Annotated in this window: 13 protein-coding genes, 1 tRNA gene and 1 pseudogene; 8 read left to right on the top strand and 7 right to left on the bottom strand. The window is 67.3% G+C overall.

Annotated elements, in window-relative coordinates; genetic code table 11:
* Nucleotide 1: 1 nt before the first annotated feature.
* On the bottom strand, nucleotides 2-1,696 hold the full coding sequence (locus CYFUS_RS22430; protein ID WP_095987081.1) for a methyl-accepting chemotaxis protein: 1,695 nt from the start codon (nucleotides 1,694-1,696) through the stop codon (nucleotides 2-4).
* Nucleotides 1,697-1,738: 42 nt separating this feature from the next.
* The gene (locus CYFUS_RS22425; RefSeq protein ID WP_095987080.1) at nucleotides 1,739-3,352 is read right to left on the bottom strand and encodes a chemotaxis protein CheA; all 1,614 of its coding nucleotides are present in this window, start codon (nucleotides 3,350-3,352) and stop codon (nucleotides 1,739-1,741) included.
* A 799-nt stretch (nucleotides 3,353-4,151) separates the two neighbouring features.
* On the opposite strand from CYFUS_RS22425, the gene CYFUS_RS22420 reads away from it, so the two are divergent.
* From CYFUS_RS22420 to CYFUS_RS22410, 3 genes are all read left to right on the top strand, one after another.
* Nucleotides 4,152-5,960 carry a M20/M25/M40 family metallo-hydrolase gene (locus CYFUS_RS22420; RefSeq protein ID WP_198316696.1) on the top strand — a complete coding sequence of 603 codons (1,809 nt, stop codon included), beginning with the start codon at nucleotides 4,152-4,154 and terminating at the stop codon, nucleotides 5,958-5,960.
* A 140-nt stretch (nucleotides 5,961-6,100) separates the two neighbouring features.
* Nucleotides 6,101-7,804: a serine/threonine-protein kinase gene (locus tag CYFUS_RS22415; RefSeq protein WP_095987079.1), complete on the top strand. Its 1,704-nt coding sequence runs from the start codon at nucleotides 6,101-6,103 to the stop codon at nucleotides 7,802-7,804.
* A 140-nt stretch (nucleotides 7,805-7,944) separates the two neighbouring features.
* A complete protein-coding gene (locus CYFUS_RS22410; RefSeq protein WP_157758594.1) occupies nucleotides 7,945-9,219 on the top strand; it encodes a hypothetical protein in 1,275 nt (424 codons plus the stop codon).
* A gap of 20 nt (nucleotides 9,220-9,239) precedes the next feature.
* On the opposite strand, the gene CYFUS_RS22405 is transcribed toward CYFUS_RS22410, so the two are convergent.
* Nucleotides 9,240-12,020, bottom strand: a complete 2,781-nt coding sequence (locus CYFUS_RS22405) for a LuxR C-terminal-related transcriptional regulator (protein WP_232537714.1) — start codon at nucleotides 12,018-12,020, stop codon at nucleotides 9,240-9,242.
* A 297-nt stretch (nucleotides 12,021-12,317) separates the two neighbouring features.
* On the opposite strand from CYFUS_RS22405, the gene CYFUS_RS22400 reads away from it, so the two are divergent.
* The 3 genes and pseudogenes from CYFUS_RS22400 to CYFUS_RS22390 form a co-directional block, all read left to right on the top strand.
* A complete protein-coding gene (locus tag CYFUS_RS22400; protein ID WP_095987077.1) occupies nucleotides 12,318-15,200 on the top strand; it encodes a YncE family protein in 2,883 nt (960 codons plus the stop codon).
* Between the two features lie 288 nt (nucleotides 15,201-15,488).
* A complete protein-coding gene (locus CYFUS_RS22395; protein ID WP_095987076.1) occupies nucleotides 15,489-15,836 on the top strand; it encodes a hypothetical protein in 348 nt (115 codons plus the stop codon).
* 288 nt (nucleotides 15,837-16,124) lie between these two features.
* Nucleotides 16,125-16,541, top strand: a pseudogene (locus CYFUS_RS22390) (CHAT domain-containing protein); the annotation flags it as partial.
* Here the strand turns inward: CYFUS_RS22390 and CYFUS_RS22385 are convergent.
* Entirely contained in the window at nucleotides 16,523-17,509 is a 987-nt protein-coding gene (locus CYFUS_RS22385; RefSeq protein WP_095987074.1) for an ADYC domain-containing protein, read from the bottom strand. The pseudogene CYFUS_RS22390 and the gene CYFUS_RS22385 overlap by 19 nt on opposite strands.
* Nucleotides 17,510-17,581: 72 nt before the next feature.
* Nucleotides 17,582-21,502, bottom strand: a complete 3,921-nt coding sequence (locus CYFUS_RS22380) for a bifunctional serine/threonine-protein kinase/formylglycine-generating enzyme family protein (RefSeq protein ID WP_095987073.1) — start codon at nucleotides 21,500-21,502, stop codon at nucleotides 17,582-17,584.
* A gap of 118 nt (nucleotides 21,503-21,620) precedes the next feature.
* Between CYFUS_RS22380 and CYFUS_RS22375 the strand changes: the two genes are divergently transcribed.
* Nucleotides 21,621-22,886, top strand: a complete 1,266-nt coding sequence (locus CYFUS_RS22375) for a hypothetical protein (protein ID WP_157758593.1) — start codon at nucleotides 21,621-21,623, stop codon at nucleotides 22,884-22,886.
* Nucleotides 22,887-23,067: 181 nt separating this feature from the next.
* Here CYFUS_RS22375 and CYFUS_RS22370 read toward each other — a convergent pair whose 3' ends face one another.
* On the bottom strand, nucleotides 23,068-23,565 hold the full coding sequence (locus CYFUS_RS22370; protein ID WP_232537713.1) for a DUF4334 domain-containing protein: 498 nt from the start codon (nucleotides 23,563-23,565) through the stop codon (nucleotides 23,068-23,070).
* A gap of 178 nt (nucleotides 23,566-23,743) precedes the next feature.
* A tRNA-Arg gene (locus tag CYFUS_RS22365) sits at nucleotides 23,744-23,817 on the bottom strand.
* Between the two features lie 303 nt (nucleotides 23,818-24,120).
* Here CYFUS_RS22365 and chrA point away from each other — a divergent pair.
* Entirely contained in the window at nucleotides 24,121-25,281 is a 1,161-nt protein-coding gene (gene chrA / locus CYFUS_RS22360; protein WP_095987070.1) for a chromate efflux transporter, read from the top strand.
* Nucleotides 25,282-25,388 lie beyond the last annotated feature (107 nt).

Below are 25,388 nucleotides of genomic sequence, written 5' to 3'. Positions count from 1 at the left end.
CCTAGAAGCGCTTGAAGTCGTGGTCCGAGCCGAACGACGCGCGCTCGGGTACCCCCGGGAATGACGGGGTTGGCAGCGTCTGCGCCACCGCCTTCAGCCCCTGCGTGGCCGGGGACATCGGGAGGTGCGCCGGTGCGGGCCTCGGCGAGCGCGCCGGCTGCCCCATTCCCTGCACCGCCCACCCCGACTCCACCACCCGGAAGAACGTCATCATCTGCTGCAGCGACTCGGCCTGGGCCGCCAGCTCCTCCGCCGTCGACGACAACTCCTCCGCCGCCGACGCGTTGCGCTGTGTCACCTGGTCCACCTGCACCATCGCCCGGTTCATCTGCGCCACTCCCCCGGCCTGCTCCCGGGACACCGCCGCCACCTCCTGCACCAGGTCCGCCGTCTTGCGAATCGACGGCACCAGCTCCTTGAGCAACCTTCCCGAGCGCTCCGCCACCTTCACGCTGCTGCCCGCCAGACTCCCTATCTCCTTGGCCGCCTTCTGGCTCCTCTCCGCCAGCTTCCTCACCTCCGAGGCCACCACCGCGAATCCCCGCCCATGCTCCCCCGCCCTCGCCGCCTCCACCGCCGCGTTCAACGCCAGCAGGTTCGTCTGGTACGCAATCTCCTCCACGATGGAGATTCGCTCCGCGATGGCCGCCATCGCCTCCACCGTCTCGTTCACCGCCTGTCCGCTCTCCTGCGCGTCCGCCGCGCCCTTCACCGCCATCCCCTCCAACTGCCTGCTCGTCTCCGCGTTCTGGCGGATGGAGGCGCTCAGCTGCTCCAGGCTCGTCGTCGTCTCCTCCACCGAGGCCGCCTGCGTGCTGGTGCCCTGCGACAGCGCCTGTGCCGCCGCCGCCACCTGCCCCGAGGCTCCCGACAGCGAGCCCACCGCTCCCCGCACTTCTCCCAGCACGCCACCGAAGCGCCGCACCATCTCCCTCATCCCCTCCATTATCCGCGCCGCCTCGTCCCGCCCGCGCACCTCGATGGCCGCGGTGAGGTCTCCCGAGGCCAGCTTGCCGGTGAGCCCCATCGCCTCGTGCAGCGGCCGGACGATGCTGCGCGACAACAGCCACGCCAGCAGCACCGCCAGCACCGGCCCCGCCACACCGCCCGTCACCAGCATCCGGGAGACAGACAGCGTCTGCGCGTCGGTCTCCTCCGTGAGACGGCGGCGCTGCTCCACCACTTCCTGCTGGAGCAGCGCCGATGCGCTGGACATACGCTCCATGCTCTGTCCTCCCTTGTCCTCCTTCACGTACGCGACGAGCTGCTCCAGGGGAACCCGGCCCGCGTCCACCTCCCGGCGCAGCGCCACCTCTCGCTCGAGGTGGGGGAGGAACTTCTGCTGGTACTGGTCCACGATCTGTTGCAGCAACTCCTGCTCACGCGGATATCTGGCCGTCAGCACATTCAGCCGGGCATGGGACTCGAGAAACACGGCCTGACGCTGGGGCAAGGACTCGAGGATGTCTTCGTTGCCCGTGAAGGCGTACTCCAGCGCCCGGTGCTCCATGTCCATCATGTTGATGCCGAGGACATGCAGCTCCAGCCGCACATCATGGGAGCGGTAGTACCCATCATTGTTCACCAACATCTGGAAGAAGATGTAGGACCCCCAGATGACGGCGGCGAGCAACACGACGAGGAGTCCAAATCCGAGCTGCAGCTTGCGGGCAATGGTGAAGTTCTTGAGAAGCATGGTCGTCCTTCGAGCGGTTGGAGGGTCCAGGTCATCAGGGCGTCAGCCCATGGCGGCCCGCTGGCGGATGGCGGTGCGCAACAGGGTGGGCACGTCCAGGACGAGCCCCACGCGACCACTGCCGAGAATGGTGGAGCCGGACACGCCGGGCAGGTGGCGGAAGAGCCGGCCCAGCGGCTTGAGGACACACGGGCCCTCGCCATACAGCGCGTCCACCACCAGGCCCGCCCGGCTCCCACCGTGGCCCAGCACGACAACGCTCTCCCGGGCCGACACGGGGCCGTCCACCCCCAGCACCTCGCGCAGCCGCAGGTAGGGCAGCGAACGGCCTCGCAGACTCAACAGGCCGGCACCGGACTGCCCGTGGCGATCCGCGGGCAACTCCAGGCACTCGCGCACCGCCGCCAGCGGCAACACGTACGTCTCCTCGCCCACGCCCACCGAGAAGCCCTGGATGGAGGCCAGCGTCAGCGGCACCCGCAGCGTCACCGTGGTGCCCTTCCCCTCCTCACTGTGCAACGACACCAGGCCCCGCAGCGCCTCCACGCTCCTGCGCACCACGTCCATGCCCACCCCGCGCCCGGAGACCTCCGTCACCGCCTCCGCCGTGGACAGTCCCGGCAGGAAGACGAGCTCCTCCAGCTCCTCCACCGTCATCCGCCCGGGATCCATCCCCAGCTCGTGCGCCTTCTCCCGCAGCCGCGCGTAGCGCAGACCCCGGCCATCATCGGACAGCTCCACCACCAGCGAGCCCGGCTCATGGAAGGCCCTCAGCACCAGCGTGCCGCACGCCTCCTTCCCCGCCGCCCGCCGCTCCTCCGGCGTCTCCAGCCCGTGGTCCACCGCGTTGCGCACCAGGTGCAGCAGGGGCTCGCGCAAGCCCTCCACCAGCGCCGTGTCCACCTCCACGTCCTCGCCCTCCAACACCAGCCGCGCCCACTTGCGCTCCACGCGCGTCAGGTCGCGCACCGTGCGCAGGTGCTGCCGGAACAGCGGGCCCACCGGCACCATCCGCACCCGCATCACCTCTTCCTGCAACTCCTCGTGGAGGCGGTCCGCCTCGCAGTGCACCTCCTGGGCCTCCTCGGCCGTGCCCGTGCTCAGCACCTGCGCCAGCCGCGTGCGAGCGATGGCCAGCTCTCCCGTCAGGATGGCGATGCGATCCAACTTCTCCACGTCCACGCGCAGCGTGCGCCCGCGCCGCCCACCCACCTCCACCGCCGATTCCTCCGGCCGGGCGTACACCCCCCGACGAGACTCCTGCCGACGCAAGGACTCGCAGCAGTCCCGCAGCCGCGCCACCAGCCCCGCGTCCTCCTCCGCCGGCCGCTCCCGACCCTCCAGCACCGCCCGCAACAGCTCCCGCAGCCGGTCCACCGCCGCCAGCAGCAGCGTCACGTGCTCGTCGGACACCGGCAGACGCCGCTCCAGCAGCGTCTCCAGCACGTCCTCCAGCACGTGCGCCACGTCCGTCATTCCGGAGAAGCCCAGCGCACCCGCCGCCCCCTTCACCGAGTGCGCGGCCCGGAAGATGGACCGCAGCCGCTCCTGGTCCGGGTGCTCCTCCAGCGAGACGAGAATCTCCTCCATTTCGGTGAGGAGCTCTCCCGACTCCTCCGCGAAGGTGGCGAGCAGCCGCTCGCGATCCAGTTCCAAAGGTCTCCCCCCTCTCGAGAAATCGCCGCCCACTCAGGACAGCTCGTCAGTGGCGATGCCGCGTGCGCGGTACAAGGCCCCCGCCCCTCCGTCGCGAGCAGCTCCAGCGGCTCGCGGGCCTCGGGCTCAACCCCACTCCGCCCCCCGCCTCCCTGATTCCTTGACGGGTGCAAGGAATCAGAGAGCACTTCGCGATATCGAGATGAATGGGAATACGGGAAACCGGGCCTGCCCGCCTGCCGGGGCCAAACTCAAAGCCTCATCCATGGGCGTTAGCGAACACTTGCCTGTCATCACAGGACAATGGTTGCCATTTCTTCCGGAAGAACAGGCGAATACATCGTCTACCAGCCGACGATGAATTGCCCTCACGAACGGTGGGAGCTGATCCTACCATAAGGTTGTTGCCTCACGGTCCACAGCCGTCGGGAAAGGTGTTCAAGCAATGGAAAAATCCATGTCGTGTATTGGGAATGATCCACCCTGACAACACTCCCACACCCGGAAATGTGGGTTATGTGAGGAATTAGCTACCCTCGAGCGCCACCCGTCCCACGGTGAACGGGCCGGTGAGTGACTCTCGGCTCATCCCGGAGGATGACGCGGAACGCCGCCGAGCCCCGATGCTGGAGCATCTGGGATGGCCCACGGCAGGTGCGGGTCTGGCCCCGGTGCGAGGGCCACTGTGCGTCTTGCACGCAACAAAGCCCCTGTTCCTGCTATGTGTCCGCGTGGATCGTGTGGCTACCTCCGGTCCGCAAAGGTGAATCCCGTGCTCCACATGAATGGAAAGAATGGCATGTCTGGATTTGGAATTCGACTCGTCTTCCTGGTGTTGTTAGGATTTGCATGCACGTGCACCCCGACAGAGGAGCCGTTCGAGCCCTCGGGCGATGGGCTCGAACGGCTCCAGCACTACATCGACGAACAGTTGTTCGATGACCTCTCGAAGTTCGTCGCGGCCCAGACCTACCGCGGGGCGGACCTGTCCGAGGCCCAGGTCGTGGCCAATCTCCAGAAAATCCAGGAGGAGGTGCGGCTCCAGGTCGAGCAGTTCAACGAGGAGCAGAAGGTCCACAAGCTGGTTCCCTTCGAGTGGAAGAAGAGCATCGATGGCCGGGAGTACTGGCTCTTCGGCGTGCGTGTGGGCTCGGGGCCGCACCGGGTCGCGCTGAGCAGCCATCTGGACACGGTGCCGCCGGGGACGCTGGCGGGCTGGGAGCCCTTCAAGCTCGTGAAGGAGCAACGGACCTACTTCGGCAAGGAGCAGGAGTTCTACGTCGGCCGCGGCTCCATCGACGACAAGGGCCCCGCCCTCATCGCCTTCAACGTCCTGAAGGCCGTGGCCCGGCAATACGACGGCGACGCCAGGCTCGATGGCGTCACCCTGGAGGTTCTCTTCGACACCTCGGAGGAGACCGACATGGCGATGCCCTACTACCTGGAAGACAAGCCGGAGGAGAACCCGGACCTGGGGGTCATCTTCGACGCCATGTGGTGCATCCGCGCCGAGAAGGGACTGGAGCGCCCCGTCTTCACCATCAAGCGCGGGACCACGGCGCCCACGGGCGTGTGGATTGAGTCGCTCGACACCCCCCAGGGGCCCGCGAACCAGATTCCCGACTCGGCCACCGCCGTCATCCGCTCGGACTCGCCGGAGGCCCTCCAGAGATTCGCCCAGCAGGTGGAGGCCCTGTACCAGAACCACGTGTTCGACGACCCCGCCTACCGCCGGGCCCAGCTGCGCGTGGACGCGTCGGGACTGACCAACAACCGCCTCGTCCTCGAGACCCGGGTGAGCGGCGCGCAGCACGGCTCGGCACCGGACGAGAACCGGGAGGAGGGCGCCAACCCGCTGATCTCCCTGGCCAACTTCTTGAGCGCCCAGGTGGGCACGCACCTGGCACGCAATGAGATCAGCGAGCTGAGCCGGTTCATCACCTGGAGCTGGGGCACCCAGGTCTTCGGCGAGCACCACCCGGACCTGCTGTTGCGCAACGATGAGGTCTTCACGGCGGGCAACGGGACGACCTATGCCGTGACCCGCTTCTACACCAACCCCGCGAGCGCCCCCGACGTCGCCGCGCGAGTGGCGATCGACATCCGCTATGCCCTCGGCCACCACAGCGTGGCGTGGGACGGGAAGACCGAGGGACTGGTCGGAGGCAAGGCCTCCAAGAGCGTCTTCCAGGACACCTTCGCGACGCTGCTGCAGCAATTCCCCGCCGAGGCCGGTTACACCGTCGGGTTCCAGACGGCGACCTCGTTCCCGCCCGATGTCCGGCTCCCGGAGGGCAATACGTTCCGGCGCGTCAACCGTGCGTTCGAGCAGGTTCTCGACGAGCAGTGCCCGCGGAGGGCCATCGGTGGTGGAACGGATGCCAAGGGCAATACGAATCTGATCGCCGCCGGCGCGCTGTTCTCCGAGAAGATGGGGCCGCCCATCAACTACCACGGCATCAACGAGGGCGCTCCGGTCGAGGATCTCCGCAAGAGCGCCAACATCCTCTACCGACTGTTGACGGATGAGGTGGAAGGCGCCGCGAAGAAAGCCTCCACCGTCCGGCCCCTCTTCACGCCGATGCGCATCACGCCGGACTTCCACTAGTCCGCGACGGGAAGCCTCCAGCGACGTTCCGCGCGACCTCCTCCCACCCTCCGTGGAAGGGGTCGCGCGAGCACCTGCTCGAGCGGAGCGCCGGGATTTGCCTTGCCGCCACGGCTGGCTGCAAGACAATGAGGCTTCCCATGCCTCCCTCCGACCCTCCGGGCAGCGCGGCGCCGCTCGGCACACAACTGCTCGCCGAGCACTTCCGGGCGGACGCCATCGCCCGTGAAGCCGCGGTGAGCCGGTTCATCAGCCGGGTGTCCTGCATCTTCATCGTCTCCACGCTGGGGCTGGGCGCGTTCATCGGCTGGCCCCGCTCCCTGTCCGTCGCGGGCCTGTGTGCCTTCTTCGCCGTCTACTACGGGGGGGTCTCCCGGATGCTGCGGCGAGGCTGGTTCCACCCCGCCGTCCACTGGGTCAACATCGGCCTGGAGACCACCACCGGGGCGTTCCTCTTCGTCTGCGACACCCTCTTCGCCAATGCGGAGCAGGCCCTGGCCAACCCCATGTCCGTGCTCTGGAGCGCGACCATCGTGCTCGCGGCCCTGCGGGGCAGGCGCAACCTGGCCCTCTTCGCCGGCGGCCTCGTGGCCGCCCAGACGCTGCTGCTCTACTTCCTGCTGGCCTGGCCCCGGCTCGTGGAGCCCGTTCCGCTGATGTTCACGCCGCCGCTCGTGGTGCTCCGGGCCGCCTACTACTTCGTCATCGGATGGCTGGCGGCGCTCGTGGCCGGCTACCTCACGCACAGGGCCGAAGAGGCGCTGCACGCCGTGCGAGAGCAGGATCTGCTGGGCAAGTACTTCCTCCACGAGCGGCTGGGGGTGGGTGGCATGGCCGAGGTGTTCCGCGCCACCTACAGCCCCGAGGGTGGCTTCGAGAAGGCGGTGGCCATCAAGCGCATCCTCCCGGCCTACGCCGAGGACGAGGACTTCGTGACGCTGTTCCGCCGGGAGGCGGAGCTGGGCTCGCTGCTCAATCACTCCAACATCGTCCAGGTGCTCGACGTGGGCCGGTTCCGGGACACCTACTTCATGGCCATGGAGTACATCGAGGGTGTGTCCCTGCGCGAGCTGCTCAAGAGCCACGGGCCACTGCCGCTGGCGGTGGTGGCGTACCTCGGGGCCGAGCTGGGCGAGGCGCTCGACTACGTGCACCGGCGCACCTCGAGCGAGGGCCTGCCGCTCAACCTCGTGCACCGGGACGTGAATCCGCCCAACATCCTGCTGTCGCGCATCGGCGAGGTGAAGCTGGGAGACTTCGGGGTGGCGCGCGCGGCCATTCACGTCCGGCTCACGCGGGCGGACCGGGTGCGCGGCAAGCTGGGCTACCTGGCGCCGGAGCAGGCGCGAGGCCAGGCCTTCGACGGGCGAGCGGATCTCTTCGCGCTCGGACTCACGCTGCATGAGGCGCTCACGGGACAGCGCGTCTTCCAGGGAGAGGATGCCTCGGACATGGTGCGCGGCGCCCCGCCGCCCTTCCTCGTGCCGCCCTCGGCGCACCGCCCGGAGGTCCCCCCGGCGCTGGATGCCGCCATCATGGAGCTGCTGCGGTGGCAGGTGGCGGACCGCACGGACCGGGGCCAGAGGCTGCGTGAGCAACTGTGTGCCCTGACGGGAGCGTCCGCGCCCCTTCCCCACGGACAGCGGGAACTGGGCCGCCTGGTGCAGGAAGCCCTCGCGCGCAAGGCGGGCCTGGTTCCGGTGCGAAACACGGAGCAGGAGACCCGGGTGGAGCACCTCTCCTCCCCGGCGAGCAGTGAGGCGCCCACGGCGGTGCTGCCGGGCGGAGATCCGCTCGCGGAGTGCCCGGTGTCCCATGGAATCAAGGATGGAATCGGCCGGTGAGCCGCCAGCCTGGGCTGTCGGGAACGCGCGCTCCCGGAGGGGGTTCGAACGAGCGTCACAAACGGCATGACGTCAATCCCTGACAGAGGGGGTGGAGATTGCGTCATCACCGTGAATCAGGAAGTCCGAAACCGGCTGTCGTGGCCGGGAAGAACCCGCCAACAGGCTCACCGCGCACGAGGGGCGAGCGCTGGAGCGTGTTGCTGCTGCTGCTGTTGAGTTCGATCATCGTGGCGGGGCTGGGGCTGTTGTTGCAGGCGATGAAAGTGACAGGGCCCCACCTGGTCCTGGCGCTCGTGGGCTCGCTGATGCCGAGCTTCCTGCTGCTGGGCTACCGGTTGCTGAGCGCCCAGCGCATGTTCGGTGTGCGGCGCGAGGAGGTGAGGAACTACCAGTCCTTCCTGTGCACGTATGCGGAAAGGCGGACCGATGGCGCCCTGCCTCCCGTCTTCAGCCGGGAGCTGAGCGATGAGGTGATCGAGCAGCAGGGCTACCTCCGGCAATTCATCCTCGGGGTGTTGCTGCTCGCCGTGCCCTTCTTCAGCCTGGCCCTGATGCTGGTCACCCAGGGGCTCGATCTCATGAGCCCGAACGGACTGCTGGGGCTGGAGTTGGCCGGCTGCGGCATCTACGTCTACACCCTGGGGCTCGCCATCTTCCGCATCCGGACGGCGGCCCTCTCCGCCGAGTTCGTCATGTCCGCCGCCCTCCGGGCGCTCATCCTCATGGTGCTGGGCTACGTGCTGGGCTCCATCGGCTTCTTCCATCCAACCCAGAGTATGTCGGCCGCCTTCCTGTATTTCTCCCTCGGGCTGTTCCCCTCGGTGGGGATGAAGGCACTCAATCAGCGGCTCCGGCAGACCCTCCTTCCGGATGCGCCCGGCACCGAGCCCCTGCCCATCACCTATGTCGATGGCATCACGGAGCAGGTCGCCGAGCGGCTCGAGGAGCTGGGCATCTTCGATATCCAGCACCTGGCCCGGGGGGAGCCCGAATGGTTGGCGCTGCGCACCCTCTATCCCCTGTCGCGCATCATCGACTGGATGGATCAGGCCCTCCTCATCTCCTACCTGCGCGAGGAGATCCTCCATGCGCGCGAGGTGGGCATTCGCGGGGCCATCGACATGCGGTCTCTCTGCCGGCAGAGCCGCCGCGCGGGCTCGTCCGACTCGAACCCGGAGAAGGCCCGCCTCCCGGATACCAGGGGCGAGCAGTCCCTCAAGGTGCTCCAGGAACTGGCCAAGAGGAGCAAGCTGTCACTGGAGACGATCCAGTGCATCGGTGGCGAGCTCCAGGGGAGCAGCCTGGTCGATCTGCTGGCCTGTCTCCAGAACGGATGCTGCCCGGACAGGAAGCGGAATGTCCCTCGCGGGTCGACCGCCCTCGAGGCGCAGTCCGAGCCGCGCGTGGCGTGAAGGAGGAAGCCGCTGGCGCCTCACAGGTTCCGCTGGAGCCGCTCCTGGGCCTTCACGATGGCCGCGGTGCGGGTGGTCACCTCGAGCTTGGCGAACACGTTGCGCAGGTGCCACTTCGTGGTGGAGAGCGCCACGTTGGAGCGCTCGCTGATCTCCTGGTTGCTCAGCCCCTGGGCGAGCAGCTTGAGCATCTGGAGCTCGCGCTCGGTGAGCGGCTCGAGCGGCGCGCTGGGCGGGTCCGCGAACTCCCGCGGCCCACTCATCCCCGCCGAGAGCACGTCCTGGAACCGCTCCGTGTACCGGGAGGGCAGGACGTGGCTCAGCTTCCGCTGGGTGGCGGCCGCGACGATGACCTCCTGCAGCCCCGGCGTCTCGTCGAGCACGCCGCGGGTGAAGCCGAAGCGCTGCACCAGCGCGAAGCCGCGATTGAGCGCGGCGAACGCCGCCGTGGGATCTCCGGCTCGCCAGTGACACACCGCGATCGCCGCGAGCAGCGCGCTCTCCCGGGACACGTAGCCCACGTCATGGGCGCTGGCTCGCAGCGTCTCCAGCAGCGCGTGCGCCTTGCCGTACCGCCCGCGCGCCATCAGCACCCACGCCTGCGCGAGCCCGAGCCGCTCCCAGGTCTCGTCGTAGAAGCGCCGCTCGCTCCACTCTCCGCGCCGCATGCGCTCGCCCAGGCCGAACTCCTGCGCCACCACCCGCATGCGCTCCGGCGCCTGCTCCATCAGGCTGAGCCGGATCTTCTCGCCGCACACATGGGCGAGAAAGCGCGTCTGGTGACCGCACTCGAGGACGCTGTGGAGGTAGTCCAGGAGCTGCCAGGCCTCCGTGTGCTTGCCGCGGATGGACTTGATTCGGACCAGCACGAGGTAGGCCATCGCGCAGGTCTCGAACGCGGGCGCCTGCGGCAACAGGGGCAGCACCTCGGTGCAGAGCGCCTCGGCCTCGTCGAGCCGGTTCTGCTCGTAGCGGGCGTTGGCCAGTGCCGTCGCCGCGTTCACCCATACCGGGTTGCGCCGGCCGCGGTTCGCCTGCGCGAAGGCCACTTCGCACCGCTCCGCCGCGTCCTTCATGTTCCCCTGCGCCCGGTCCGCCAGCGCGATGAGGACGTCCGTGTAGCCGTTGATGAAGGGGCTGTTGAGTCCCTGCAGTGTCTCGCGCGCGCTCAGCGCGAGCCGGCGCATCGCATCGAACCTGTTCGTCCGGAGCGCCTGGTAGGCCTTCGCCGCCAGCAGCACGCCCGCCATGAAGACGTCCGGGTCCTCATGGCCCGGCCACGCGTCCAGCTCGATGCCGGAGCCCGGGGCCGCGCCGGACAGGATGGAGTGCAACAGCGTGAGGCGCTCGAGCTGCTTCGACAGCCGCTCGTGCCCCGGTTCGGACGTGGAGTGCGCGGCCGCGAGGCGGTGCCTGGCGTCCCGCAGCGCCGAGGAGGCCTGTGCGTAGCGCCGGGACAGGATGAGGCACGCGATGTGCGCCACGCAGAGCGCGGGCGAGCGGATGACCTCCTCCGCCGTCAGCTTCTCCGTCCAGTGGAGCACGGAGGCGATCTCCCCCTCGCGCATCCACGCCTCCGCGCAGCGCGCCGTGAGTTCGAGGCACCAGCCCCGGTCTCCGGAGGCGAACGCGTGCTTCAGCGCCTCGTCCGGCCGCTGGTGCTCGGCGAACCACGCGCTCGCCGCCCGATGCAGCCAGGGGATGCGGTCGCCGAAGTCACACGCGAGCTGGCTCCTCAGGAAGTCGAGGAACAGGGCGTGGTAGCGGTACCACTGACGCTGCGGGTCGAGCGGCTGGATGAAGAGCTGCGCCCGCTCGAGGTTCGCCAGCAACGCCGGGCCATGGGTGATGCCCAGCAGCGAGTTGCACAGCTCCCCGTTGAGCTGGTCCACCACCGAGCTCAGCACCAGGAACTCGTGCACCTCCTCGCTCTGCTCGCGCAGCACCGCGTCCGCGAGGTAGCGCGCCACGTCCCGGTTGGAGCCGATGGCCTCGCGCAGCGCGTCACCCACGTTCGAGTGCTCACCCACCGACAGCAGCGCCAGCTTCACGCCGGCGACCCATCCCTCGGTGCAGGAGCGCAGATACTCGACGTCATCGGGCACGAGCTCGGTGTCACACAGACGCTGTCCCAGCTCGCGGATGGCCTCGCCATCCAGGCTCAGGTCGCGGCTGTCGAGCGCCACCAACTGCTCGGTGAGCTTCAGCTTCGCCAGGCCCAGCTCGGGCAGGCTGCGCGACGCGACGACCCAGTGGACGTGCGGCGGCGAGTGCTCGATCAGGTACGAAAAGGCCCGCACCAGCGCCGGCTCGCGCAGCACGTGGAAGTCGTCGAGCACCACCACCAGCTCACGTCCCAGGCTCCACAGGCTGCGCAGCACGACGGACGTGGCGTGGTCGAGCGGAAGCCCCACCTGCGCGTCGAGCGGGCTCGCGATGTACGCGTCGAAGCCTGGAGCGGCCCGGCGAATCGCCCCCACCAGATACGAGAAGAAGCGCTCGGGCGCGTTGTCCAGCTCGTCGAGCGACAGCCACGCGCACAGCCGTTGCGCGCGCGCTTCGCGGTACCACTGCGTCAGCAGCGTCGTCTTGCCCCAGCCGAGCGGCGCGGTCACCAGCACCAGCTTTCCGCCGACGCCGCGATCCATCTTCCGCAGCGGCGCGCCACGTGCCACCAGCACGGAGGTCGTCTGCGGCGGAGACAGCTTCGTCGGCAGCAGATGCGAGAGATGTTCGCCGCACGGTGCCGCATGCTCCGCGACGTCCGTCAGAAAAGACGATGACGCACGACGACTTCTCATTGCGGTTCGAAGGCTCGGCATTGGCACATCCCCCGGCGGCCGATTTCAGGGTCAATATAGAGCACGGACTCCTGGTTCTTACCTTATTTCGTGGAAATATAGTTTTACAGCCCTTGTGGTGCGATGCGTTGGAAGAAGGGCCCTCCTGCCCAGGACGCATCGCGTCAACGCGCTCGTTCGCGAGCCGGATGGGGCGTTCCCCCTCCCTTCGGTGGGGGCGATGTCGGGGCGCCGCTTGGTACTTCCCGTCCGTTGCGGTTCGAACTGCAACGCTTACCCCCCCGAGGAGGTCCAACCATGGGTACCCAGCAAGTGGGCGCGAGCCTGAGCCGATGGCGCGCTCGAGCCGCTTCGTTGTGCGCCGCCGCATCGATGTTGGTTTCGGTCAATGCCACCGCACAGACGCCCTCTTTCATCGAGTTCGATAGCGCGCACGTCCGTCCGATGGCCCTCTCGCCCGACGGGACGCGGCTGTTCGCCGTGAACACGCCGGACAATCGCCTGGAGGTCTTCTCGGTCTCCGACTCCGGCCTTTCGCTCATCGCCGAGGTGCCGGTCGGCCTCGAGCCGGTCTCCGTCGCCGCGCGCAGCAACACCGAGGTGTGGGTGGTCAATCACCTCTCGGACAGCATCAGCGTGGTGAGCCTGGAAGGGACCGCGCGCGTGGTGCGCACGCTGCTCGTCGGCGATGAGCCGCGCGACATCGTGTTCGCTGGCACCAAGGGCCATGCGTTCATCACCACCGCGCACCGCGGCCAGCACCGCACGGATCCGTCCATCGCCTCCGTCCCCGGCGCGGGCGACCCGCAGCTCACCACGCCCAGCGTGGGCCGCGCGGACGTCTGGGTCTTCAACCCGGCCTCCCTGGGAACGACGCTGGGTGGCACGCCCGTGCGCATCATGACGCTCTTCGGCGACACGCCGCGTGGCCTCGCCGTCAGCCCGGACAAGAAGACGGTCTATGCGGCCATTGCCCAGTCCGGCAACCAGACGACGACCGTCAACATGGACAGCGTGTGCGACGGGTTCGAGGACACGGGCATCTGTTTCGTCTTCCCCGACACGTGGCCGTGGGGCAACAACCTCCTTCCGGGCGGCCAGCCCGGTCCGCGCACGAACGTCGCGGGCGCGAAGGCACCCGAGACGGGCTTGATCGTCAAGTGGAACAAGACCACCGGCCAGTGGGAGGACGTGCTCGGCCGCAACTGGAACAACGGTGTACGCCTGAACCTGCCCGACAAGGATGTCTTCGCCATCGACGCGGACAACCTGCAGGAGAAGGCCGTCTACACGGGTGTGGGCACGACCATCTTCAACCTGGCCACCAACCCGAAGACGGGCGTGGTGTACGCGACCAACAGCGAGGCCAACAACCTCACGCGCTTCGAGGGCCCCGGCGTCTTCGGCGGCAGTACGGTGCAGGGCAACATCGCGAAGATGCGCATCAGCGTCATCTCCGGGGGAACGGTCTACCCCCGCCACCTCAACAAGCACATCGACTACTCGAAGCTGGCCAACTCCGCCGGGTTCGATCCCACGGCCAGGAACCACAGCCTCTCCACCCCGACGGAGATGGCGATCTCCAGCGACGGCGCGAAGCTGTACGTGGCCGCGTTCAGCTCGAACAAGGTCGGTGTCTTCGACACCGCGGCGCTGGAGGCCGACACCTTCAACCCGAAGACCGCGAGCGCCAACTACATCCCCGTGAGCGGCGGCGGCCCCAGCGGTCTGGTGCTGGATGAGGCACGCAACCGCCTCTACGTGATGACCCGCTACGACAACGGGGTGAAGGTCATCGACCTCGCCACCAGGAAGCAGGTGGCCTCGGCCGCCCTCTACAATCCGGAGCCCACCTCCGTCGTGGAGGGCCGTCCCTTCCTGTACGACGCGAACTTCTCCTCCGCCAACGGCGAGGCCTCCTGCGCCAGCTGCCACATCTTCGGCGACAAGGACGAGCTCGCGTGGGATCTGGGCAACCCGGACGACGAGGTGTCCTCCAACCCCATCGACAAGCGCCTCGCGAGCGATCTGGCGATCGGCGCGTTCAATGCGCTCACCGGGCACCCGGGCTCGCCCATCAACGGCACCGGCGACCAGCACTCCTTCCACCCGATGAAGGGGCCCATGACGACGCAGACCCTGCGCGGCATGGCGAACTCGGGCGCCATGCACTGGCGGGGTGACCGCTCGAATGGGTTCTTCGGCGTCAACTCGAACGCGGAGGACGTGTCGTTCAAGAACTTCATCGTGGCGTTCGAGGGGCTGCTCGGCCGCGTGTCGATCCCGACCGAGGAGGAGATGAACAAGTTCACCGCCTTCCAGCTCCAGGTGCAGCTGCCGCCCAACCCCATCCGCAAGTTGGACAACTCGCTCACCACCGCCCAGCAGTCCGGCCGCGACTTCTACTTCGGCAGCCGGCGAGTGGACGGCATCGCGATCGGCACGGACACCGGCTTCAACTGCAACGGCTGCCATGCCATTGACGCCTCGCAGGGCTTCTACGGCACCGACGGCAAGTCGAGCTTCGAGGGAATCAGCCAGATCATGAAGATTCCCCACGTGCGCAACATGTACACGAAGGTCGGCATGTTCGGCTTCCCGGACAGCAGCTTCTTCCAGCATCCGGAGACGGGGCCGATGGGAGACCAGATCCGCGGCTTCGGCTTCACGCATGACGGCGCGGTGGACACCCTGTTCCGCTTCTTCAGCGCCATCGTGTTCTCCAACACCAGCGTCGGTGGGCCGCTCGTGGGCTTCCCGGGTGACACCGACCGCCGCAACGTGGAGGCCTTCATGCTGGCGGCGGACTCCGATCTGGCGCCCGTCGTGGGCCAGCAGGTGACGCTCACGTCGACGAACGCCGCCACCGTCGGCACGCGCATCGATCTGCTCATCGCGCGCGCCAAGGCGCCGTTCGTGTCGAAGGTGCTGGGCGGCGCCACCTACGAGGCCGACCTGGTGGCGAAGACGGTCGTGGGCGGCAAGCCGAAGGGCTTCCTCTACGACCGCGGGGCGGGGACGTGGAAGCCCGACGACGGCTCCGCGAACATCACCACCACGGCCCTGCGCGCGCTGGCGATCAAGGCAGGCCAGGAGGTGACCTTCACCGCGGTTCCGCCGGGCTCTGGCGTGCGCATCGCGCTCGATCGCAACCTGGACGGCAAGCTCGACGGCCAGTAGCCGACAAGTAAGGCGGGCTCCCTGCCCGTCATGCCCCGCCCCGGTCCCACCGGTGGCGGGGTTTCTTTTTGTGATGCGGCCTCCCCCGAGTCAGGTACCTCACGAAACGGGACGGGCGAAAAACAACGCAAATTCCCTGCATAGGTCGCCCACGTCCCCCTTCTATTGAAATGAAGGGCGGAGGATCGGGGGGATCCTCCGCGACGAGAGCAGTACCTGGAAGAAACGTCAGGCAGTTGTCCTGGCGTCACGTTCGTTCGCTTGCATCATTGAAGAAAGGTCTATTTCATGAAGAGCATTTTCGCTGGCATGAGCATGTTGATGTTGGGAGCGGCCCTCGCGGTGGGGTGTGGTGGCCCCGAGGTCTCGCAGGAGGAGACGCAGACCCCTGCCCCCACGCAGACCTCGGCTTCCGGGAATCCAACCACCACTTCGGAGGAGCCCTCGCCCTGGACGGACGGACAGACTGGCGCGGGGAAGGTGGGGGAAGCGGCCGCCTGTTGTTACGTCAAGTGCTCGAAGTGGCATGGCCCTTTCCCGAACGTCGCCTACGGCAACTGCACGAACTACGGCAGATACTACTGCGGCCAGGCGGGCGGCGGTGCCTTCTCGGACGCCAAGTGGGATGACTGCTGAGAGCATCCAGCCTGGACCTCACCTCCGAGCCATCGCTCGGAGGTGGAGTCGTCGGTCTCGTGGGAAGAGAGGGATTGCCGAAACCCTCCCGATGGATGCCGGATTGGTGTTCAGCCAACATGAATACCTGAATGTCTACTTTCAATGAAGTACCCGAGCATGCTCGACGGTTGGCTGCCAACGGCGTCGGCTCTGAGCATTTCATGAGGGCACTGGCCCAGCGCAGGTGTCACATGGCCTTGGAGAGGGGGAAAGATGCGTCGGTTTTTCGGATGGGTGACGGATTCCGATGTCTCCCTCGCCACCGCGGCGGAACTGGCCGGGCTCGATCTCTGGGGCACCCAGCTCGTCGTCCTGTCCGCCTGCGACACCGGCCGCAGCCAGGTCCGCCTGGGCCAGGGCATTTATGGTCTGCGCCGCGCCCTGGTGATCGCCGGCGCCGAGACCGTGATCATGAGTCTATGGAAGGTGAACGACGACTCCACCCAAGAGCTCATGAACATCTACTACCGCTACTACCGCAACCTGTTGGCGGGACAGGGGCGCGCCTCCGCCCTTCGCGAAGCCATGCGCTCGTTTCGGAAAGAGCATCCCGAGTCCCATCCCCAAGACTGGGCCCCCTTCATCGCCCTGGGCAGCGATGCCCCCCTGCGAGCCATCGCCCCCAGCACGCCTCGAAGCGAAGCCTATGGCACCGCGCCCTGAAACAGGGCCTGCTCGCCATGGCCATACGAGCGGTTGCGCAGCGGCGCCTCTTCGACGTTCGCCCCCTTGCGCACCACCGTGCACTGGTCGCCCTCGCCCAGATCCTTGTCCGATCTCTGGAAAAGATTGGGGCATTCCGCCATCACCTCCTCCACCGCCCGCCCGTCTCGCGTATGTGACAAACACAAAGCGCCCTCGGTGCTCCACGCCGCCTCGAACGAACCCCGCCGCACATCCCAGAGCTCGTTCGACACCGTCGAGCGCTCCATCACCTTCAGCCCATCGTAGACGTCAATGGAGTTGCCATCCCGCGTGTGGCTGTTCCCATTCCCGCAGTAGTCCGCCCTCGCCATGCGCGTGCACGCCTGGTGAATGTCCGCCAGCGATTTCCCATCCTTCTTCGCCCATGGCTTGTAGCGCCACTCCACACACTTGGCGATGGCGCCGGCCTCACACGCGAAGGTGAACGCCCCCGCCATCTCCTGGCGAGCACCGGATGCATCCCACACCCCCGGCACGGCCAGCGCTCGCGGCGTGGACACAGGGTCCGTGGCCATGCACGGGTTCTCCCACATCGCGTGCTCTGGCTTCCACACCTCGATCTGGTACCTCACCTGGGAGGGATCCATCTGATAGGGCTCGGCGAGGCAGAGCGCCACCTCCACGGATTTGCCATCGAGGGTCTTCCCCTGGAACACCACACCCTCCAGGGAGGGAGAATCGGGAGAGGCCACCAGGTGCCCCCTCTCCAGTCGCAGTCCCGACAGGGTCTTGTCCTCGAGCCGCGCACCGTCCAGCGCCACCGATGCCAGCACGCCCTCTCCATTCATGCCCCAGAGGAGCGTGCCCTGTCGTGTGCCATTGCGGTCGGGGCTCCGGTCCTGGCAGGGCCGCGGCCGCGGAGGTGCGGCGAGTACAGGAGTGCCCACCATGAGACAAGCCACAACGACCAGTCGATTCTTCATCATGATCCTCTCTTCCGGGTTCATGAGAGAAGAAGGCACCGCCCACGGAGTTATGCGGAAATTCTCATCCGCGCATCACCGCGGGGGCCATGAGGCGCACAGGCGCACACCCACGGTGACATCCCGAGACGTGGCGGTGAATGCCTGACGATTGGGAATGAACGCCACGATGCGCTCGAAATACCAGGCGCCCCCCGGAATGACGATGTCACCGAGATCCGCGACCGGCGGTTGAACCATCTCGGAGACATTGCCCGCCATGTCGTGGATGCCAAAGGGACTCACCGCGGCGGGATGGGCGCCGACCTCATCGGGCCCGAAGTTCTCGGGCTGACGGCCATAGGTCTCATCGAAATTGGCATCGTCCGGCTCGAGTTGGGAGCCGTGCGGATACCTGCGATCGTCGGCACCTCGAGCGGCACGCACCCACTCCATCTCATTGCACAGGCGCACTCCCGGCAGCTCGGTGCGGTTCAACCAGGAGAGGTAGCCCGAGAGTTCCTTGGCGGAGACCCCCGCGAGGGGGAATCGTCTCCAGTTCTGCTCCTGGCGCAAGCTCCGGTGGGGGTAGCGCAGACGCTGGTCGTCGCGCGCCGTGAGGACGTCCCCACTCGCCAGCTTGAGGGAAAACTCCCAGGAGTCAGCGCCCAGGGGCCGCAGCGTGAGCGCCCCCCACGCGCTGGATTTCTCCGTCACCAGCAGGTTTCGCTCCTCCTCCGTCGCGGCCCCGGATTCGAGATACCTTATCCAGTCGTCCAGGGTCACCTCGTACTTGCCCATGAGGTAGCCCTCTCCCTCCTTCATGCAGCGCTTGTGCATCGGCATGCTGCGCATGAAGTCCCGCACTTCTTCCAGATCGTTGCTGCCCATAAGGAAGCACCCGGGGGGAATGTAGACGTAGTCTTCGGGCACGGAGGAAGGAAGGTTGATCTGGATCTGCTCGGTCTTGCCCCGCTCGAGCAGGAGTGGAAGATCGACCGGCGCCTGGCCCTCTCGGGTGAAGCGGAGATGATAGGAGCCCGCCTCGAGAGACAGCCGGGCGATGGGCGTCTGGGGGCTGGGCAAACTCACGGGCTCGCACTGCCACATGCCTTTGGACTTCTTGTACCGACAGAGTTCGACACCCGCGCCCGGTGGCGTGGTCTGGACCTCGAGCCCCGCCAACGCATCGAGCCGCTCCCGCCAGACGGGGTCCGTGGCCGTCAGCCGCTTGAGGTCCAGGAGGAACTGGGCGCTTGCCTCCGTGCGGTGGAATTCCTCGGCGAGCAGGAGGCGCTCATGGGTGAGCTGGATGCGAAGCTCGTGCGTATCCGTCTCATTGCCAACGCGCTCGAGGATATCTTCGAGGGCTCGCCACGCTTCGGCATGGGCGGTGTCGGCGATGTTGAACGCCTGGATCGCCTCCTCACGCCAGATCTCCTCGGCCTTCGCCCAGCGCTGGTGCGGTTCTCCTTTCGTCCCGGCGCCTTCAGGGTCGAACAGCTCAAGCGCCTGAGTGCGAGCGGCGCTGGCGCGCTGACGCCATTCGTGCCCCAGGGCGAACTCCGCCCGGGCGAGGCCCCGCTTCTCTTCGACGGCGCACTGGGTCTCCAGATGCCCCCACAGACTCAATCCGCCATAGATTCCTCCCACCAGGAACACGACGAGGAACATGGCCAATCCGCGGCGCAGCTCCTCGCGGCGCACGGCGCGCCATGAAGCGCGGAGGAAGTCCTGCTCGCGCGAGCCCGGGTCCGCGGCGGGGAGAGCCCGCGCCTCATCCAGCTGGCGCTTGCGCCAGAGGAGCTCCTCGGGACGCCCCAGACGCTCCCACTCGGCACGAGCCACCTCCAGGCGCTGCCGGAGCGCGCGCTGGCCGACGTCCTCATCGAGCCAACGGCGCAACGTCCCCCAACTCGTGATGAGTGCCTCGTGGGCCAGCTCGTAGTGGGTCCGTCCACCCACGGCGCGCGCCTGGAGCAGACGCCCTTCGACGAGCGCTCGCAGGGCGGTGCCAGCCTCCGGGGAGACCGTGAGAAGTTCCTCTTCGCTCCGCTCGCCACGGGTCCCCTCGGCCGTGATGAGCAGACCGAGCAACTGACGCGCGGCCCGCTGCCCGGTCTCGTGGAGCGGCGCGAGCACCGCGTCGGCATGGCGCGACAACGCGCCGGCCACGCCGCCCATGGCCTCCAGCGAGGCCTGGGTGATGTGGCCCCTGACGGAGTCCCGGCGCTCCCACAGCTCGGCCAGGGCGAACTGGAGCAGGGGCAGGCTGCCCGAGCCCCGAGCCATGGCCTCGACGAGGGTCTGGAGGGCCGCGGCCTCGAAGGTCACGCCTCGACCCCGGGCGGGGCCGACAATGGCCTCGCGGACCCCGTCGGCGCTCAGGGGCCGCAACAGGTAGAGCGCCCGCTCGAACGCGGTGTCCAGGCCCGGCAGCACACCGGCCCGGGTGAGGAAATCACCGCGCACCGCGACGAGCACGCGGACACCGGATGAGGACTCGGTCAACTCGCCCAGCTCACCCAGGAGTCGCGCGAAGTGCTCCGCCTGGGCGGGCTCGCTGAGGGTGATGAGCTCCTCGAGCTGGTCGACGAAGAGGAGCAGACCCTGCCCCGGCCCGCAAAGGGCCCGGAGCGCCGGCCCCAGCCGTCCGGGCTGCTCGGCGAGCCATGCGCCGAGCTCGTCCTCTGGCCGCTTGAGGACGGGCACGAGTGCGGCGGCGAGGGCCGCGAGAGGACGTCGGCCGGGCTGGAGCGTGAGGGACGTGAAGTTGCGGGAGCCGTCGAGCGCGCCCTGGGTGGCTCGAGGGAGGATGCCGGCGCGGCACAGTGAGGACTTGCCGATCCCCGAGTCCCCAGCGATGAGGACGAGGGGCTGGCGGCGCAGGCGCTCGAGCACCCCTTCGATGTCGGCGTCGCGCCCGAAGAAGAGCGCGCGGTGCTCGGCCTCGAAGGACGCCAGGCCCCGGTAGGGATTGCCCTCCCAGCGTACCTCGGGCACATGGAGCCTCTCGAGCGCGGCACGCAGGGCCTCGGCGGAGCCGTAGCGCTGGTCGGGAGCGACGTGGAGACAGCGCTGGATGAGCGAGGCGAAGTCCAGGTCGATGCCCGGCACGTCCTCGGTGAGCGAAGGAGGGCCCTCGTCCTCCGAGGACCGCGCGGGCTCGGGAGGGGATTTCGTGCTCCCGGTCCAGGAGCGCGCGGGCAGCTTCCCCGTGCACAACTGATAGAGGACCACGCCGAGCGCATAGAGATCGCTCTGTGGCGTCGCCGATTCTCTCTGGAAGAGCTCGGGTGCCATATAGGAGGGTGTTCCCACGACGGTACGCGCGAGGCCCGACTCGCCGGGGGCGGAGTGGTCGACGAACTCGGCCAGCCCGAAGTCGAGCAGCTTCACTTCACCCGAGAGGGTGAGAAAGGCATTGGAGGGCTTGAGATCCCGGTGCAGCACTCCCGCGGCATGGGCGGCCTCGAGCCCTCGCGCCAGACCGACCCCCAGACCGAGGGCACGTCGCCAGGGCAGCGGCAGGTCCAGCGTGCTCAGGGTCTGTCCTTCGAGGTACTCGGTGATGATGTAGGGGTGGTCACCGACCTGGCCGATGCGGAACACGGTGACGACGTTGGTGTGTTGCAGTTGCGCGATGGCCTGCGCCTCCTTGTGGAACCGCTCTCGGGCCTGTGCCTCCGGATGGCGCGAGGCGATGAACTTCACCGCGACCAACCGTCGCAGCCTCGTGTCCCGTGCGAGGTAGACGACCCCCATGGCACCCTGGCCGAGCGGGCGCACCAGACGGAACTCATCGAACTCAGTGGGAGGTGTCCAACCCGCGATGGGAAGCGGCGCTGTCTCTTCCTGAGACTCTTCCTGGGAGGAAGTGCGGTGGATGAGCCTGAGGACGAACTCACGGCATTGGGAGCATTCATCCATGTGCTCATGCATGTGGGTCAGCTCCTCCGCGGTCAGCCGCCCATCGAGGAGCCTCGCGAGGATCTCATCTGTCAGACATTCGGACATCGGGTTCTCCGTCGGGTAGCCAGGGTGACTCCACGACCATGGTAAGCGAGGCGACACTCACACGAATCTACTCACAAGGATGCAGCGGGAAGAAGACAATCCAGGTAGCATCGGGGCAATGAAACCACCGAAACCACTCACCCCGGTTTTTCTTCAGCATACGAAGAGACACGGAGACCTGCCAGCCGATGGCGAGGAGTTGGAACGCCTGCTCAAGCACGCCGTCGACCGCGGTTGTCAAGGGAAGCCGTTTGGCTTGGCTGACAAGGTCTTCGTGGGCTACGTGGCACATCGGCTGCCTCCGACCGAAGAGGGTGTCACGCTCGCCCAGGTCTTTGCGAAAATGAACCTGGAAGATCTCTATCTCGCATGCGCCTGCGTGCACAAAGTGCCCGAAGCCATCGCGACGTTGGAGGCGCACCATCTGACCGAGCTACGAACCTGGCTCATGCGGACGAACTCCGTCTCCGTAGTGGATGAGGTCTGTCAAAATGTCCGCATTCAGCTCCTGGTGGGCCTGACCCCCGCCGGGCCGCGGCTCGCGACGTACCGGGGCAACAGCACCCTGCAACACTGGATTAATGTCGTCGCCAGTCGTCTGCTTCCACCCGGCAAACAGCCGTCCGGCAATGGCTCGCTCCCGGCGAGCCTCCTGGATGCCCTGGAAAACATCCCCTTCCAGGGGCCCAACTCGGAAATCGAACTCATCAAGCGTCGATTCATGGATGCCTTCCGTCAGGCTTTGAGTGATGTACTCGACGAGCTGCCGAAAGAGCAGCGACGGCTGCTCTGGTACTACTATGTCAAACGGCTGACGACAACCAAGCTGGGCAAGATAATAGGCAAGGATCAATCAACGGCGTCTCGTAAACTCGCGCTCGCACGGGAGGCGGTCTACGAAAAGACGAAACGTCTCCTCAAGGAGCGCCTCAGTCTGGCCTCGAAGGAGTTCGACAGTTTCCTGGCCGAAATCCAAAGCATCCTCGATGTGAGCCTCAGTCGGATCCTGGGTGAGACGGACGATGAGGAGGATGAGCGTCGATTCATGGATGATTTCCATCAGGCTTTGAGTGATGTACTCGACGGGCTGCCGAAAGAGCAGCGACGGCTGCTCTGGCATTACTATGTCAAACGTCTGACGGCAATCGAGCTGGGCAAGAAGATAGGCGAGGATCAATTGACAGTGTCCCGTAGACTCGAGCTCGCACGGGAGGCGGTCTACGAAAAGACGAAATGTCTCCTCAAGGAGCGCCTCCCTCTGGATTCGACAGAATTCGAAAGCCTCCTGGCCGTCATCGAAAGCAACCTCGATGTGAGCATCAGTCAGATCCTGGGTGAGATGGACGATGAGGACGATGAGACGGACGATGACGATAAGGAGTAGCGACTCAAACCTATAGACGGCCGGGGGAAGACGGTTATGCATGACTTTTTTCGTCAACACGCTCACCGCCCCGTACAACCCCGTCCCCTCCGGCTGCCTCCGCCGGTACGCCCGCCCGCTCTCCCCCACCGGCTCGGCGATGGCTCGTGCGCTCCGTCGCGGGGCGCCCGCGCGGCGTGGCTCAGGCGCCTTCGCGGCGCAGCTGGAAGAAGAATGGCTGCGGCATTCCCTTCAGGTCCATCGCGCCGAGCACGGTGACGGCGTCGAGCTTGCGGAACACGTCGTGGATGGGCAGGTCGTCGTAGATCATCGTCGCGCTCACCTTGCCGCGGTGCTCCATCATGCGCACGCGGGCACGAGCGCGACGGGTCTGCAGCGCGAACTTGAGCGGCAACGACAGCGCGTTGAGCAACGCCGAGCGCGGCAGGCGAAGCTTCCAGAGCAGGCCCATGGGCATGAAGCGCGGGCTGATGCTGACGACGCCGCCGCCACGGCGAAACAGCAGCGGGTGCACGTCGTCGGGCGTGACGAAGGCCTTGCCGTACCAGCCGAAGGTCTCGAGCAGGCCGTCCATGGGATGGTGCGTGTCGAAGCCGGCGCCGACCCAGCGCCCCATCATGAAGTCGAGGTCGACCGGCTCCAGGGAATCGAAGAGCGCGAGGGCATCGTCGGTGGACATGGGGGGCTGGGTCTGGAGGACAGCGGTCATCGGCATCGCTCTTCTGGATCGCGGGAGGGAGGCGAGTGTAGCGCCTCGCCCATCCCCCACTGCCTTCCCGAAGAGCGAGGCCGCACCGCCCTGAACGCCACCGGACAGAAAAACGCCCTGCTTCCGGGAACTTGGGAAGCAGGGCGAGTGGCCCCGACTGGAATCGAACCAGTGGCCTGCGGTTTAGGAAACCGCCGCTCTATCCAACTGAGCTACGGGACCGTGGGCAGACGGGGGTTTATCGCAGGCCGCACCTCGGATGCAACGCCGTCGCGTCGTCTCTCGCGCGGACAGGGCCCGCCACGGGTTGCCTCTCGGCTCGCCCGAACGATCTCTGACCGATTCTCGACGGTGGCGGCCGTGCTTCGATGACCCCCATGAGTCCACCCCCCCTGAAGTCACGCCTCCTCGCCACCAAGGCTACCGCCGCCACGCTCCTCATCCGCCCAATGCCCGGTGGCGTCTTCCTCTTCTTGGAGGCACGGTGGTGGAAACGGCACGGAGCTCCGCGTGTCTGAGGTCGGGATGGCTCGCGCGCAAGCGTTGAAGGAAGTGGCGCTGCTCTTCCTGCGGCTCGGCTTCACCGCCTTTGGCGGACCCGCGGCCCATGTCGCCCTGATGGAGGACGAGGTGGTGCGCCGGCGCCGCTGGCTCACCCGCGACGAGTTCCTCGATCTGCTGGGCGCGACGAACCTCATCCCAGGGCCGAACTCGACGGAGCTGGCCATCCACCTGGGCCACCGGCGGGGCGGATGGGCGGGCCTGCTGGTGGCGGGCGTCTGCTTCATCCTCCCCGCGATGCTGCTCACCCTGGGGGCCGCCTGGGCGTATGTCCGCTGGGGCACCCTGCCCTCCCTGGAAGGCGTGCTGTACGGAGTGAAGCCCGTCATCATCGCGGTGGTGCTCCAGGCCCTCTGGGGCCTCGGCCGGAGCGCGGTGAAGACCCGCGTGCTCGCCGCGGTCGCACTGGCCGCCGTGCTCGCCAACGGCCTGGGCCTGCACGAGTTGCTCGTCCTGTTGGGCGCCGGGGTGCTCATGGTGCTCTGGCAGGGGGGGCGGCGCGCGGCGGACCGGGACGGAGCGCCAAAGGGGATCGACGGGAGGCGGGTGGGAGGACCCCTGGTGCCGCTGGGCCTCGCGGCCGGAGTCACGAGCGCCGTGCCCTTCAGCCTGGGAGGACTGTTCCTCTTCTTCGTCAAGGTGGGCTCCGTGCTCTACGGCAGCGGCTATGTGCTGCTGGCCTTCCTGCGCACGGACCTGGTGGAGCGCTGGGGTTGGCTGGGCGAGGCGCAGTTGCTGGACGCGGTGGCGGTGGGACAGGTGACGCCCGGCCCCGTCTTCACCACGGCCACGTTCATCGGCTACGTGCTGGGGGGCGTGCCCGGCGCGGTGGTCGCGACCGTGGGCATCTTCCTGCCGGCCTTCTTCTTCGTCGCGGTGAGTGGACCGCTGGTGCCGCGCCTGCGCCGCTCGTGGGTGGCCGGTGCCGTGCTCGACGGCGTCAACGTGGCCTCGCTCGCGTTGATGGCCCGCGTCACCTGGGAGCTGGGCCGGGCGGCCCTGGTGGACACGGTGACGGTGGGGCTCGCGCTCGTCAGCGCCCTGCTCCTGTTGCGCTATCGCATCAACTCCGTCTGGCTCATCGTCGGCGGCGCGGCCGTGGGGCTTCTGCGTCTCTCCTGGTGATGTGGACTTCCAGCGCCGCGTCTCGGGGTGGGACACGTGTTGCCTTTCCTTTACACAACCTTGAAAATCACGTCCTCACTGTTTATCAGGAGGTAGCTGTGTTCGGA

Origin of the sequence: Cystobacter fuscus (assembly GCF_002305875.1) — a bacterium.
Taxonomy (GTDB): domain Bacteria; phylum Myxococcota; class Myxococcia; order Myxococcales; family Myxococcaceae; genus Cystobacter; species Cystobacter fuscus_A.
The sequence above is the reverse complement of the archived record's forward strand: the minus strand, read 5'-3'. Positions and strand labels throughout refer to the sequence as shown.